This window comes from Halobacillus sp. H74, from assembly GCF_052246715.1.
Lineage (GTDB): Bacteria > Bacillota > Bacilli > Bacillales > Halobacillaceae > Halobacillus > Halobacillus litoralis_A.
Genome location: NZ_JBQQCI010000003.1, coordinates 560,564 through 574,009 on the forward strand (window position 1 = coordinate 560,564; position 13,446 = coordinate 574,009).

15 protein-coding genes, 1 riboswitch and 1 other annotated feature are annotated in these 13,446 nt (G+C 42.5%); of the genes, 12 read left to right on the forward strand and 3 right to left on the reverse strand.

Annotated features, from left to right (window positions below):
- Positions 1–73 precede the first annotated feature (73 nt).
- A riboswitch (PreQ1 riboswitch) is annotated at positions 74–118 on the reverse strand.
- 268 nt (positions 119–386) lie between these two features.
- Positions 387–604 (forward strand) — a binding site (T-box leader).
- A 52-nt stretch (positions 605–656) separates the two neighbouring features.
- From ACTWPX_RS09165 to ACTWPX_RS09180, 4 genes are all read left to right on the forward strand, one after another.
- Positions 657–1,892 carry an argininosuccinate synthase gene (locus tag ACTWPX_RS09165; protein WP_128523992.1) on the forward strand — a complete coding sequence of 412 codons (1,236 nt, stop codon included), beginning with the start codon at positions 657–659 and terminating at the stop codon, positions 1,890–1,892.
- On the forward strand, positions 1,885–3,258 hold the full coding sequence (argH, locus tag ACTWPX_RS09170; RefSeq protein ID WP_443119462.1) for an argininosuccinate lyase: 1,374 nt from the start codon (positions 1,885–1,887) through the stop codon (positions 3,256–3,258). Before ACTWPX_RS09165 ends, argH begins: the two co-directional genes overlap by 8 nt.
- A gap of 262 nt (positions 3,259–3,520) precedes the next feature.
- The gene (locus tag ACTWPX_RS09175; RefSeq protein ID WP_443119463.1) at positions 3,521–3,862 is read left to right on the forward strand and encodes a hypothetical protein; all 342 of its coding nucleotides are present in this window, start codon (positions 3,521–3,523) and stop codon (positions 3,860–3,862) included.
- Between the two features lie 22 nt (positions 3,863–3,884).
- Complete coding sequence (locus tag ACTWPX_RS09180; protein ID WP_443119464.1) at positions 3,885–4,049, forward strand: hypothetical protein; 165 nt, start codon at positions 3,885–3,887, stop codon at positions 4,047–4,049.
- A 2-nt stretch (positions 4,050–4,051) separates the two neighbouring features.
- On the opposite strand, the gene ACTWPX_RS09185 is transcribed toward ACTWPX_RS09180, so the two are convergent.
- Complete coding sequence (locus ACTWPX_RS09185) at positions 4,052–5,239, reverse strand: M14 family metallopeptidase (protein WP_443119465.1); 1,188 nt, start codon at positions 5,237–5,239, stop codon at positions 4,052–4,054.
- Positions 5,240–5,411: 172 nt separating this feature from the next.
- Here ACTWPX_RS09185 and ACTWPX_RS09190 point away from each other — a divergent pair, with 172 nt between their 5' ends.
- The 6 genes from ACTWPX_RS09190 to ACTWPX_RS09215 all read left to right on the forward strand — a co-directional run bounded on the left by ACTWPX_RS09190 (position 5,412) and on the right by ACTWPX_RS09215 (position 10,879).
- Entirely contained in the window at positions 5,412–6,590 is a 1,179-nt protein-coding gene (locus ACTWPX_RS09190) for a DEAD/DEAH box helicase (protein ID WP_443119466.1), read from the forward strand.
- Between the two features lie 194 nt (positions 6,591–6,784).
- Complete coding sequence (locus ACTWPX_RS09195; protein WP_443119467.1) at positions 6,785–7,426, forward strand: class I SAM-dependent DNA methyltransferase; 642 nt, start codon at positions 6,785–6,787, stop codon at positions 7,424–7,426.
- Positions 7,427–7,430: 4 nt separating this feature from the next.
- Positions 7,431–7,892 (forward strand): S-ribosylhomocysteine lyase, encoded by a 462-nt coding sequence (locus tag ACTWPX_RS09200; RefSeq protein ID WP_443119468.1) that lies wholly within the window; start codon positions 7,431–7,433, stop codon positions 7,890–7,892.
- A gap of 18 nt (positions 7,893–7,910) precedes the next feature.
- Complete coding sequence (locus tag ACTWPX_RS09205) at positions 7,911–8,828, forward strand: PLP-dependent cysteine synthase family protein (protein ID WP_443119469.1); 918 nt, start codon at positions 7,911–7,913, stop codon at positions 8,826–8,828.
- A 4-nt stretch (positions 8,829–8,832) separates the two neighbouring features.
- Positions 8,833–9,969: a bifunctional cystathionine gamma-lyase/homocysteine desulfhydrase gene (locus ACTWPX_RS09210; protein WP_443119470.1), complete on the forward strand. Its 1,137-nt coding sequence runs from the start codon at positions 8,833–8,835 to the stop codon at positions 9,967–9,969.
- 226 nt (positions 9,970–10,195) lie between these two features.
- Entirely contained in the window at positions 10,196–10,879 is a 684-nt protein-coding gene (locus ACTWPX_RS09215) for a TraR/DksA C4-type zinc finger protein (RefSeq protein ID WP_443119471.1), read from the forward strand.
- Positions 10,880–10,924: 45 nt separating this feature from the next.
- On the opposite strand, the gene ACTWPX_RS09220 is transcribed toward ACTWPX_RS09215, so the two are convergent.
- Entirely contained in the window at positions 10,925–11,284 is a 360-nt protein-coding gene (locus ACTWPX_RS09220) for a Lin0512 family protein (protein ID WP_443119472.1), read from the reverse strand.
- A gap of 72 nt (positions 11,285–11,356) precedes the next feature.
- Complete coding sequence (locus ACTWPX_RS09225; RefSeq protein WP_443119473.1) at positions 11,357–11,716, reverse strand: Lin0512 family protein; 360 nt, start codon at positions 11,714–11,716, stop codon at positions 11,357–11,359.
- Between the two features lie 195 nt (positions 11,717–11,911).
- Here ACTWPX_RS09225 and ACTWPX_RS09230 point away from each other — a divergent pair, with 195 nt between their 5' ends.
- Entirely contained in the window at positions 11,912–12,700 is a 789-nt protein-coding gene (locus ACTWPX_RS09230) for an ABC transporter ATP-binding protein (RefSeq protein WP_443119474.1), read from the forward strand.
- Entirely contained in the window at positions 12,684–13,442 is a 759-nt protein-coding gene (locus ACTWPX_RS09235) for an ABC transporter permease (protein ID WP_443119475.1), read from the forward strand. Before ACTWPX_RS09230 ends, ACTWPX_RS09235 begins: the two co-directional genes overlap by 17 nt.
- Positions 13,443–13,446 lie beyond the last annotated feature (4 nt).

Consider the following 13,446-nt stretch of genomic DNA (forward strand, 5'->3'; position numbering starts at 1 on the left):
CTCCTTTGTGATTAAAAAGAGAATTCTGCACACCCAAAACTACAAAAAACCGTACCTAAGGCAAGGTACAGTTCCATCCTTAGTTTTTTATAGAGGGTGTCGCTAGAACCTCTCCTGCTTGATAGCAGACTTTATTTTTTTCCTTTTTCAAGTTTAACATGGAAGGGCAGAAAAAAGGAAGATGGATTGTTCTTAAATGAAGTCCTGATGGATTGTTTCAAAGAATAAAATCTTATTTTTGATGACTTCTTTAAAAGAAAGTACGCATGAAATGGGTCTTATTCTTGGGGGGCTTTCTTTTAAACTAAGTTTCTATAAAATTATTTTGAAATCCCTGTTGACTTATGATCTCAGTTTTGTATAATTATAAACAATATATAATAAATATACATTCATTGATGAAGAGAGTACGTATGGAGGAGACCAAAGCGAGCCGGGGTCGGTGGAAGCCTGGTGGTCGATACATACGGAAACGCACTTCTGAGAAGTTCGGTGAACGCGAGTAGCCTGGACCGGGAACCCCCGTTATCAGTTTCGAGTTGGTCTATATCAGTAGACAATGAGAGTGGCACCGCGGATGATAAATACGAAATCCGTCTCTTACATGAATAGGAGACGGATTTTTTTAATGGACAAAAATAAGGAGGAATTTTGACATGGCAAAACCAAAAGTAGTATTAGCTTATTCAGGTGGATTAGATACATCGATTTCAGTAAAATGGATTCAAGAAAAGTATGGGTATGATGTGATTGCTCTCGGTCTTGACGTCGGAGAAGGAAAAGATCTTGAGTCAATTCGTCAAAAGGCACTGGATGTAGGAGCGATCAAAGCGATCATGGTCAATGCGAAAGAGTTGTTGGCAGAGGAATACTTGATACCTGCACTAAAAGCGAATGCTCTATATGAAGGGAAATACCCTTTGTCTTCTGCATTGTCCCGCCCGTTGATTTCTAAACTTCTTGTTGAAGTAGCGGAACAGGAAGGAGCTGTGGCTGTAGCACATGGTTGTACAGGAAAAGGAAATGATCAGGTTCGTTTTGAAGTATCGATCCAGGCATTGAATCCGGAACTTGAAGTGATTGCACCGGTCCGTGAATGGGGAATGACACGTGACGAACAAATCGTTTATGCAGAAGAAAACGGAATTCCTATCCCGGTCAATTTGGAAAATCCATTTTCAATCGATGCTAATATATGGGGGCGTGCTTGTGAAGCAGGGGTGTTAGAAGATCCGTGGAAAGAGGCGCCGGAAGCTGCTTATGCGTGGACGAATCCGATTGAGAAGACACCAGACACCCCTGAAACCATAGAAATCGATTTTGTGGAAGGTAAGCCCGTCGGGTTGAATGGCGAAAAGATGGAGCTCGTTCCATTGATTGAGCATTTGAATGAGCTTGGAGGCACACATGGAATCGGCAGAATCGACCATACTGAAAATCGTCTCGTCGGTATCAAATCGAGGGAAGTGTATGAAAACCCTGCTGCAATGATATTGATCAATGCCCATAAAGAACTGGAGTTTTTGACTTTAACGAGAGAGGTTTCCCAATACAAAGTCAATGTCGATCAGCAGCTTGCGAAAATCATTTACGATGGTCTATGGTATTCTCCTTTACAGCCAGCACTTTCAGCTTTTGTTGATTCCACACAGCAAGTAGTAACAGGTACAGTGAAAGTGAAACTGTTCAAAGGACATCACACAGTCATCGGTAAAAAGTCACCGGTCAGCTTATATAACGAAGAACTCTCTACGTATTCAAAAGAAGACGCCTTTGATCACAACGCAGCTGTCGGATTCATCAAACTTTGGGGTCTGCCAACGAAAGTTCATGCTGATGTGCATAAAGGAGAGAGCCTCCTCGATAAAACAGTGGTGAGCGCTCATGAGTAAATTGTGGGGCGGTCGTTTTACAAAACCGACAAACAAACTGGTGGAAGAGTACACTTCTTCCATCAGTTTCGATCAAAAATTAGCCCTGCAGGATATCCAAGGAAGTATGGCTCATGTGGATATGCTTGGGTCCTGCGATATCATCACCGTGGATGAAGTAAAGCAAATTAAAGATGGGTTGCTTACTATCGAGGAGAAAGTGAAAAGTGGAGAAGTCACTTTCTCAGTGGAACATGAAGATATTCATATGAATATCGAAAAGCTCTTAATTGATGAAATTGGTGGTGTCGGTGGAAAACTCCATACAGGTAGAAGCAGGAATGATCAAGTGGCGACTGATATGCATTTGTATTTACGTGAAAAGACGAAAGGTTTAATTGAACTATTGGAAGCCGTTCAATCCTCCTTGGTCGAACAAGCGGAAACTCATGTAGAAACGATTCTTCCTGGTTATACCCACCTGCAACGGGCTCAGCCTGTATCCTTCGCTCATCACCTGCTTGCTTACTTTTGGATGTTCGAGCGTGACAAAGAACGTTTGCAGGACAGTTTGAAGCGTGTGAATTGGTCCCCATTGGGAGCTGCCGCCTTAGCTGGGACTCCATACCCGATCGATCGCCAAATGACCTCAGATGCGCTAGGGTTCGATCAACCCTATCCTAATTCGTTGGATGCGGTGAGTGATCGTGATTTTATACTTGAGTTTTTATCAGTTTCTTCTATATTAATTACACACATCTCACGGTTATCTGAAGAATTGATTTTGTGGGGTAGTCAGGAATTCCAATTCATTGAACTGGATGATGCCTTCTGTACAGGCTCAAGTATTATGCCACAAAAGAAAAACCCGGACGTTCCCGAACTTCTTCGTGGCAAGACAGGAAGGATTTACGGTCATCTGATGGGACTTTTAACTTTATTGAAAGGACTCCCACTTGCTTACAATAAGGATATGCAAGAGGATAAAGAAGGCATGTTCGATACGGTAGAAACACTGGAAGGCGCACTTTCCCTTCTTGCACCGATGCTTGCCTCCATGGAAGTGAAAGGTGACCAGATGAAAAATGCTGTCAAAGAAGATTACTCGAACGCAACAGATATTGCCGATTATTTAACGGTCAAAGGGCTGCCGTTCCGTGAAGCGCATGAGGTGATTGGGAAGGTTGTACTTTACGCGATTGAACATGATAAATATTTACTTGATCTCACTTTAGAAGAATATCAAGAATTCTCGGCGCTTTTCGAAGGTGATATTTATGAAAAACTGGCTCCGCACCAGGTGGTTGCAGCAAGGAACAGTGAAGGTGGAACAGGGTTCAAACAAGTCTTTAACCAAGTTGCATTAGCTAAAGAGCATCTCTCCTAAGGAGGTGCTCTTTATTTATTTGGCACTTTTAAACGTCCATGTGATCCCGTTAAAGTGCAGTATACTGGAAGACTCGATTCCGAGACATTGGGTGGGAGAAGGGGCGTTTGGGAACTTCCCCGCGGAAAGCGAGCCATTTCCAAGACCCCATTTATCCACGCAAAATCAACGAAACCGACCTTCCAAATATGGGGGAATGTTTGAAAATCTTTGTGAAGGCTAATATAACAGTACCACTTTTTTTAGAGAGGGATTGAAGAATATGGCTAAATTCGTCCAAGCGTATTTTAAAACAGAAAACAATGCAGAAAGTGCAAAGACAGATCTGCAAAAGCTGAGTGTCAATCAGGAAATGGTTGAAGCGATTCCTGAAGATACAGATTTGACTCCCATCGTGCCTTTAGCAGGGTCTACCAATTCCGGAGGAGGGACCTTCAATTTCACAGAGGTCATTTCTCCTAAACACGATCAGGATGGAGCGCTTTCGGATAAAAGACACTTGACCCATGTATTACACTTTACTATTAAAGAAGAAGAGTATGAACGAGCTCTCAAGATTGTTAAAGATCACGAAGGACATATGAAACGTACAGACTTTGAATAAATGAAAATCCCGGAGGGGCGATATGCCAGCTTCGGGATTTTCATTTGATGAATATACGATGCCAATGGATGGAGTTTGTAATTCCAGAATGCTGGTCCCAGGCCGCCTGAATAAGAATCGAATTAGCTTTGGTCGTCTTAGTGGTGGGGCTGGCAATGCAGGAATCTTCCGCCACTTCTGCTTTTGATTTTACATATATAGGCTCGCCAAAAAGATTCCGATGGTTTCCTGATAAATTTCATCATATTGACTGAGAGGCAATGGATTTACACCTCGCCCAAGTTCTACAGTGAATCCTGGGTTGCGAAAATCCTGAATGAACCAGTCTTTGTATCCGGAAAAACTATCTACATATCGGATTGGTTCATATCCGCTCACTCGGCCGAATTCATTCACGATTGTCATTGATCTTGGAGGTTCTAACCCTTCATACCCCCAATAGATCACTTCACCCTGTGTGTGGAAAGCGAGCATTTTTTCAAAGTTTCGTGCTCCTGCAAGTTCTGCCATCGCTACCGTTTCTGGTTCTGTAAGTGGTTGATATCCAGGGAAGTCACGGGGAGCGGGTTCTGTCGGTTTTCGCGCTGCATCCACCTCCCACTTAGCAGGGTACTGATTGTTTAAATCGACCCCGCGTATATTGGCTTTCCAATCAGAGAAATCAGTGTTCCCTTGATTGATTCTTAGAGCTTGTTCCCCAAACTCCCCCTCTGGCGGACCGTTAATTACGAGGTCTACCCCATCGGGATCGACCATTGGTACGATAGAGATGGTCACTTGATTGTAAAAGGGGTTGATTTCTAAACCACGGATATTTTCTCTATTCGTCAGCGCCAATAGGTAATCGTTCAGAAATTGCATGATGACCGCTGAGGTGATCCATTCATTTGCATGAAAAGAGCCATTCCAATGCACCACTTTGGGTCCTCTTCCGATCTGTAATTCAACCAGTTCTTTCCCCATCACACTCCGGCCGATGGTCTCTCTTCGGACGAAAGGGTAGATCTCATTCAATTCATTTATGTCATTCATAAGTACTTGGAAGTCATATGGCCGGTTCCCATTCACGACACGGTACGTTACTTGGACAGGGATGAGAACCTGTTGGCCAATTTGAAGCTGCCTGGGATTCAGATCAGGATTCAAAAGAGCTAGAGTATCGATGGAAACTCTTCTTTCACTAGCGATTTTCCAGAATGTATCGCCGGACTGTATTTTATAAGAACTCGTTTGATAACCAGGAATTTTTATCGTTTGTCCGATCATAAGTGAAGTAGGACTGACTTGCGGGTTAGAATCAATAATTAAATTTAATGGTATATTGAAGAGGTTGGCATAATACCAAAGTGTATCACCACTTCTTACTTTTATGTTCAATGGATGTCCTCCTTTACGATGTCCTTTTTATAACTATATGGACGAAGGCAGGGAGGCATGAAGCCATTTTCTAAAAACGTTTAGAAGCGGATATACAAAGAGCTGCACATAAATGTATTTTTTCAGTTACAATAAGGGTTAATGTATTTAAAAAGGAAGTAGTGATCGATATATGAAACCGTTCGAACAATTAGGAGTGCCACAGCACTTATCAGAAAAACTTAAACATCAAGGAATTGTGACCCCGACTCCTATCCAGGAGCAATCGATTCCTGCATTAATGGAAGGGCAGGACGTTATCGCACAGGCACAAACCGGAACAGGAAAGACCTTCGCCTTTTTATTGCCGATTTTGAAGAATATTAATATAGAGAGCCCGCATGTACAAGGGGTCATCATCACGCCTACGAGGGAACTGGCACTTCAAATCACGCATGAGGTGACGAAATTGAAACCGGATAATGCTCACGTGTTGGCGGTTTATGGTGGACAAGATGTCGCCAAGCAAGCAAACAAGCTGGACGGCAAAGCACATATTGTCATCGCGACCCCTGGACGTATGCTGGATCATTTGCGTCGCGGGACTGTGAGCCTTGGACACGTTCGTCATCTGGTTCTAGATGAAGCGGATCAAATGTTGGAGGCGGGCTTTCTTCCTGATGTCCAGGAAATTTTGGATCAAACCTCTCCAGATCGCCAGACCATGTTATTCTCAGCGACCATTACTCAACAAGTCCAAAACCTGGGTAAGAAAATCACCAAAAATCCAAAGCGGATTGTGGTTAAAGAAGAAAAGGTGACCGTGTCTAACATCAAGCAACTGCTTTATGAAACAACAGACAGGGCAAAACAGGATACTCTCTTGCAAATCATGAGCGAACATCGTCCATTCTTAGCCGTGATCTTCTGCCGCACAAAGCGGCGTGCTAAAAAGTTGAATGATGCTATGGTTGCAAAGGGGTATGAGGTGGATGAGCTTCACGGTGATCTCTCGCAGGCTAAACGGGAAAAAGTGATGCAGCGTTTCCGTGACGCAAAAATCCAATATTTAGTTGCGACAGATGTAGCAGCAAGAGGACTTGACGTCGAAGGGATCACGCACGTGTTCAATTATGATATCCCTCAGGATGCAGATAGTTATATTCACCGGATCGGACGTACAGGACGAGCGGGAGGCAAAGGCATAGCGATTACGTTTGCTGCTCCTAAAGATAAACAAGCTCTCCAAGTCATCGAGAATAAAATCGATCAAAAAATAGAAAGACGCAAAGTAAAGGACCTTTCCCCAGGAAAAAGCAAAAATGACGAGAGGCCGCAGCCTAAGAAGAAATATAATAAACGAAGAAGGTAGCTTGAATATCAGCTCGGAGTTCATTCGCTCCGGGCTTTTTTTAATGCCCTAATCGTTAAAATATCCAAAATTCATCAGGAAAATAAGTCTAAAGCCTATACCATTGAGCAATCTTCTTAAATATGATACATTAATAAATGTATAATTCCGAGTTCACTGATAGGAATTATAAATAATGAGGAGAGATGAAGCTAATGGGGATCGAATTCGTCGACCTATTTAACCAATGGGCGAGTTCATATGATGATACAGTAGCTGGCAAAGATCCTGAATATCGGGAAGTATTTGAAGGGTACGATGAAATGTTGGAGCGTTTAGCAAAACTTTCCATATCCCCTGTTATGGAATTCGGGGTAGGGACGGCTAATCTGACACGGAAGATGGTCGACCAAGACAAAGTCGTTCTTGGTATCGAGCCTTCGTCGGAAATGCGGAGGATCGCCAAAGTCAAATGTCCGGAAGCTGCCATATATGATGGGAATTTTTTAGAATACCCTCATCTGCTAAGCCCGATCCGTTCAATTGTCAGCTCTTTCGCTTTTCATCATCTGACAACAGAGGAAAAAGAGGCTGCAATAAAAAGTTTTCATGGACGTTTAGAAAAAGAGGGGCAAGTCATCTTCATCGACACCCTTTTTGAAAATAAAGATCACAAACAATCACTGGTTAAAAACGCTGAAAAGAGTGGTTTCTTAAATTTAGCTCAAGATTTGCAGGAAGAATACTATGCCTATCTAGAAGAATTAAAAGAGATGTTTAAAAACCAGGGTTTCATGGTGAATTTTGAACAATTGAACAAATACGCCTGGCTCATTCAGGCAAAAAAAGGAGAATGATTACATGCCTAAAATGAATGTAGAAAGTTTTAACCTGGATCACACGAAAGTGAAAGCTCCCTATGTACGTCTTGTCGGAGTTACTGAAGGAGATCATGGTGATAAAATATATAAGTATGACCTTCGGATCAAACAGCCGAACCAAGAACATATGAACATGCCGGCATTACACTCTCTTGAACACCTGATGGCGGAAAATAGCCGTAACCATCATGAGCGGATCATCGATATCGGCCCGATGGGATGCCAGACAGGATTTTATTTGGCTGTATTAAATGATGACAGTTACGATAACGTTTTGAATGTCATTGAAAATACGTTGAAAGACGTCCTTGAAGCAAAAGAGGTACCTGCTTGCAATGAAGTACAATGTGGTTTCGCAGCTAGCCACAGCCTTGAAGGCGCAAAAGAGCTTGCAAGAGAGTTATTGAATCAGCGTGACGAATGGACGGAAGTTTTTCAATAAACGGGAGATGAGAATGTAATGAGTTACGTGAAGAATATACAATCATTGATTGGTCAAACACCTATGATCGAACTCACTCATTCAGCAATCCCGAATCAAGCTAGAATTTTTGCTAAGCTTGAATTCATGAACCCAGGTGGTAGTATCAAAGACCGCCTGGGTTTAAAACTGATTGAGGACGCGCTGCAGAGAAGAGTATTGAAACCAGGTGGGACCATTATCGAAGCAACAGCAGGGAACACCGGGATTGGAATAGCCCTTGCAGCGATAGGTAAAGGATTTCGTGTGATATTCGTCACACCTGAAAAATTCAGTCAGGAAAAACAAACCCTGATGCGTGCACTGGGTGCAGAAGTCGTCAACACGCCGACGGAAAAAGGGATGAAAGGTGCGATTGATAAAGCTGATGAGCTTTGTCATACAATAAAAGACTCATTCAGTCCCTCCCAGTTCAATAATCAAGCAAACCCTGATGCTTATTATGAAACGCTCGGACCGGAGATTTACAGTGATTTAAATGAAGACATAGATATTTTCATCGCAGGCGCAGGGACGGGAGGAACGTTCATGGGCGCCGCTCGTTATTTGAAAGAGCAGGATGAAGCCATTAAAACGGTCATCGTCGAACCGGAAGGCTCTATTTTGAATGGCGGGAATGCCGGGCCGCATCGTACGGAAGGAATTGGTATGGAATTCCTCCCGTTTTATATGAACAGCCAATATTTTGACGCCATTCACACGATTTCAGATGAAGCGGCATTCAGGCGTGTAAAAGAACTTGCCATGAATGAAGGGTTGCTGGTGGCAAGTTCATCCGGATCCGTTTTTGAAGCAGCTTTAAGAGAAGCGGAACAAGCGGAACCAGGAACGCGGATTGTCACTATTTTTCCAGATAGTAGTGAACGTTATTTAAGTCAAGGAATATACGAGGAGTGAAGAAATGAGGAAAAAAACACAGCTGATTCATGGTGGAATTACGGGTGACGAAAAGACGGGGGCAGTCAGTGTTCCCATATATCAAGTAAGTACGTATGCCCAAGACGGTGTTGGCCAGCACCGGGGGTATGAGTATTCACGGACCGGAAATCCTACTCGATTCGCTTTGGAAGAGTTAATCAAAGAACTGGAAGGCGGCCACCGCGGATTTGCTTTCGGTTCTGGTATGGCAGCCATCACTGCTGTTTTGATGACATTCAATCATGGCGATCATGTCATCTTCACCGACGATGTTTATGGCGGGACTTACAGACTTGTTTCAAAAGTGATCAACCGCTTTGGTTTAGAGGCAAGTTTTGTTGATACAAGTGATGGGAAAAATATTGAAGAAGCAATCACCGAGAAGACGAAGGCCATTTTCGTTGAAACACCAACGAATCCATTATTGAAAATCACGGATTTGAAAGAAGTGTCTTTGCTTGCTGAGAAACACGATTTAACTTTCATCGTGGATAACACGTTCAGCACCCCGTACTGGCAGAATCCAATCGATTTAGGGGCAGATATCGTGGTGCATAGTGCAACGAAATATCTTGGTGGACATAGTGATGTTGTTGCCGGTCTTGTTGTCGTCAATTCTGAGCAGCTTGCTGAAGACGTACATTTTGTGCTCAATTCTTCTGGCGGAATTCTAGGCCCCCAAGATTCTTGGCTGCTCATGAGAGGGATAAAGACTTTGGGGATTCGCATGGAAGAAATTGAAGCAAACACACGTAATTTTGTGGAATTTTTGACCAGTCTCCCAGAGGTGTCTAATATTTACTACCCCGGCCTTGAAGAGCACAAAGGTAGTGAGGTCCATCAGAAACAGGCACGAGGAAATGGCGGTATGATCAGTTTCGATGTCGGCAGTGGAGAAAAAGCAGACCAGGTTCTCCGCAACGTCCGTTACTTTACATTAGCTGAAAGCCTGGGCGCAGTGGAAAGTCTGATTTCAGTGCCTGCTATGATGACTCATGCCTCTATACCTAAGGAGCGGCGAGCAGGTCTAGGCATCACAGATGGCCTCGTCCGGGTTTCAATCGGTCTTGAAGATATCGAGGATTTGAAAGAAGATTTCCTGCAAGCGCTAAGAAAATAAAAAAATTTATAAGTAGTTCAGGTTTGGGAGACAAGAAATTTCTCCTATCTGAACTGCTTTTTTTATGGTTCATTGTTTAAGTCTACATAATAAGACTTATTTAACTGAGTGGAACTCAAAGGGACTTGAGCGTTTCTGCTTCCCATTACTTTGCATGTGGTTTTGTGTATATCACCAGAAGGTTAGTCCAAACTAAAAAGGAAAATCAATCAGAGGTGGAATACCAATGGATTACACACATTATAAAAAGCAATTGGAAGAGCGTAAATATGAAATAGAACAACGTTTAATTGAAAATAATGCCTTTGGTCTTGAGCGTGGATTTGCAAGTGATATGTCCTCAGGAGAACTTTCGCAATACGATAATCATCCTGCAGATTCAGGGACTGAACTATATGAAAGAGAAAAAGATATAGCATTATTAGGACATTTAAAGGAAGAGCTCTCAGATATCGAGTATTCTTTGCAACAAATGAGTCAAGGAACTTACGGTGTTTGTGAAAAGACGGGTCAAACGATTTCTGAAGAACGTTTAAGGGCTGTACCTACAGCACGGACAATTGCAGAAATGTCATCGAATCAAGAGATATCTAAAGACCGACCTATTGAAGAAGAAGTTCTTTCAGATCTTGAAAATAATTATGGGCGTGACACAGAAGACCCTGCGTACAATGAACAGAATGCTTATGAACAAGTAGCTTCCTTCAATCAAAGCAGCATGACATATGACGGTTCATCTCTGATGGATAATCAGGATGGGGTTGGATATGCAGAAGCATTTGAGCCATTCGTATCAACGGATATCCACGGTTATAGAGGTTCTGATCATGTCAATTTCGAGCGTAACGAGCATTATGATCAATATATGGATCGTGCGGATGAGGCAGAAGAATCTGAAGACCGTGAATAAATGAATGAAAGCGAAAAGAAGCCTGAGGAATCCCTCAGGCTTCTTTTAATAGCCGACTTCAATTGCCGCATTTACGATGTACATCAAATCATTCTTATCTTCTTTTTCTTCTAATAATATTCCACTCGTCGTCAACATCCCACCATCAACCACATTAATAGTGACTTCTCCATAAGGAATGGCCGACCGGATTTCTTCATAATCTAATTTCTCATGATCACACGGAAGGGCGAGCTTCACGTTAATTTTCATGTTGTCGAGGGACTGATCTGGAAGAACTGAACGGATTCCCGGCATCGAGTTCGTATGTATTGCATTTTTGATAGCGCGCACGGAAGCTTTCGTTACGTTTTGTCCATGTACGTCGGTCCCCATTCCAGTTTGGATGAACATCATTTGATCCATTTTCATTCCACCTTTCTTTTCTTCATTATCGTAACACAATAAAGGTCAGGGAGCTTCTCCCTGACCTTTAAATTAATAACCGACTTCGATTGAAGCGTTTACGATATACATTTGGTCATTATGATCGTCTTCTTCATTTAAGACTACTCCGCTGGTTGTACGCATACCGCCATCTACCAGCTTGATTTCCACATCTCCATAAGGGACAGCTTCTTTTATTTTCTTATGGTTCAACTCATCATGGTCACAAGGTATAGCTAGTTTCACGTGGGTTTTCATATTATCCAAAGACTCGTCAGGTAAAGCCTGTTGAATCCCTGGCATGGAGTTAGAATGAATGGCATTTTCAACAGCACGCACACTTGCTTTCGTAACATTTTGACCGTGAACGTCAATGCCAGTTCCAGTTTGAATGAAAATGATCTCCTTCATAAGATAACCACCTTTCTTTTGTGTGAAGACTCATATTTTGTTTAACACAAATGGCCAAGTTTGAAACGTAACAATTAGTAACGAAAGTAATAGCGGTATTTATTGACACATTATTCAGAACAAATGTATAATCTAATACTATAATCATAAAGCACAGTAATTCGATAGGAATTATAATATTAAGGGGGTGGGGGCTTGTTTTTAGAGTTGAACAACGTAGGAAAAACCTTCAATGGAGGGGGAGAAGAAAGCTTCGAAGTCTTTTCTGATATTGATTTGGGTATAGAAGAAAATCAGTTCGTTTCTTTACTTGGTCCTTCGGGTTGCGGGAAATCCACCCTGCTTTCAATGGTAGCTGGTCTTGAAGAGGTCACTTCAGGTTCCATCGTATTGGAAGGGGAAACGATAAAGAAAGCCGGACCCGATCGAGGGATGGTGTTCCAGCAACCATCGCTATTTCCCTGGTTGAACGTTAAGGAAAATGTGCTCTTTCCTCTGAAAAGTAGTTGGCCTAAAAAAGAAGCCGAAGAACGTGTGGACCGTTTTTTACAAATGGTTCATTTAAGTCGTTTCAAAAAAAACTATACACATGAACTATCAGGTGGAATGCAGCAGAGGGTGGCTATTGCCAGAGCGCTCGCGATGGATCCGAAAGTACTCTTGATGGATGAACCTTTTGGAGCTTTGGATGAGCAGACAAGACATATCTTACATGATGAATTGATGAAGATTTGGCAGGAAACGCAGAAAACGATCTTATTTGTTACTCATAGTATACAAGAAGCTATAAAGTTATCGGATCGAGTAGTAGTGATGGGGACTCGTCCCGGTAAGGTGATCGCTGATTTCAAGATTGATCTTCCTAGACCAAGGAGAAGAGAAGATCCTGATGTCATCGAGCTGGAAAGGAAAGTAATGAATTTGCTTGAAACCGAGATCAATAAAGTGTTGAAGGAAGAGCTCAGTCATGAATTCAGCCATTAAAAGGATAGGATTTTTAGTCGTAGTCGTTGGTATTTGGCAACTGGTCTTTGCTTTAGGGGTGTTTGAAGATATTGTGTTTCCTTCTCCAATGAAAGTAGGCGGAGCTCTCTTTGAGGGATTTGCTGATGGAGATTTCATAAAAGCATTAGGCGCAAGTTTCCGACATTTATTTATGGGGTTATCGCTTGCCATCCTGTTCGGTACGGTGATTGGAGTATTACTCGGGAAATCTAAACAATCTGACGAAACTGCCGGGATGTATTTAATCGCTTTACAAAGTATCCCTAGTATCGTATGGGTACCTTTAGCAATTATGCTCTTTGGTTTCTCCGAATTCGCGGTTGTTTTTGTTGTTGTATTAGGGGGGACATTTGTTATGGCCCTTAATGTACGTACAGCGATCCACAGTGTGCCCCCACACCTCATCCGGGCTGCTAGAACGATGGGAACGAATGGGATCCCTCTTTTTTTCAGAGTAGAGATTCCATCAAGCATTCCTTATTTCATGACAGGACTTCGTTTAGCTTGGGCTTTCAGTTGGAGAGCCCTTATGGCCGGTGAACTGTTGAGTAATGGTCCTGGGTTAGGCTACTCGCTAAGGTATGCACAGGATTATGCACGAATGGATCAAGTGATTGCCATTATTATTATTATTGGAGTCATTGGTGCTGTTGTTGATCAAATCGTCTTTTCCAAGCTTGAGAAAAATGTGATGAAGCGCTGGGGTTTACTTAAAACATAGAAAC

Bases quoted from the DNA above. Each gene is read 5' to 3' on its own strand.
- ACTWPX_RS09205 (WP_443119469.1), top strand. From the start codon at position 7,911: ATGAGTTACGTGAAGAATATACAATCATTGATTGGTCAAACACCTATG.
- ACTWPX_RS09210 (WP_443119470.1), top strand. From the start codon at position 8,833: ATGAGGAAAAAAACACAGCTGATTCATGGTGGAATTACGGGTGACGAA.
- ACTWPX_RS09220 (WP_443119472.1), bottom strand. From the start codon at position 11,284: ATGGATCAAATGATGTTCATCCAAACTGGAATGGGGACCGACGTACAT.
- ACTWPX_RS09235 (WP_443119475.1), top strand. From the start codon at position 12,684: ATGAATTCAGCCATTAAAAGGATAGGATTTTTAGTCGTAGTCGTTGGT.
- ACTWPX_RS09165 (WP_128523992.1), top strand. From the start codon at position 657: ATGGCAAAACCAAAAGTAGTATTAGCTTATTCAGGTGGATTAGATACA.
- argH (WP_443119462.1), top strand. From the start codon at position 1,885: ATGAGTAAATTGTGGGGCGGTCGTTTTACAAAACCGACAAACAAACTG.
- ACTWPX_RS09180 (WP_443119464.1), top strand. From the start codon at position 3,885: ATGCCAGCTTCGGGATTTTCATTTGATGAATATACGATGCCAATGGAT.
- ACTWPX_RS09190 (WP_443119466.1), top strand. From the start codon at position 5,412: ATGAAACCGTTCGAACAATTAGGAGTGCCACAGCACTTATCAGAAAAA.
- ACTWPX_RS09175 (WP_443119463.1), top strand. From the start codon at position 3,521: ATGGCTAAATTCGTCCAAGCGTATTTTAAAACAGAAAACAATGCAGAA.
- ACTWPX_RS09195 (WP_443119467.1), top strand. From the start codon at position 6,785: ATGGGGATCGAATTCGTCGACCTATTTAACCAATGGGCGAGTTCATAT.
- ACTWPX_RS09225 (WP_443119473.1), bottom strand. From the start codon at position 11,716: ATGAAGGAGATCATTTTCATTCAAACTGGAACTGGCATTGACGTTCAC.
- ACTWPX_RS09215 (WP_443119471.1), top strand. From the start codon at position 10,196: ATGGATTACACACATTATAAAAAGCAATTGGAAGAGCGTAAATATGAA.
- ACTWPX_RS09200 (WP_443119468.1), top strand. From the start codon at position 7,431: ATGCCTAAAATGAATGTAGAAAGTTTTAACCTGGATCACACGAAAGTG.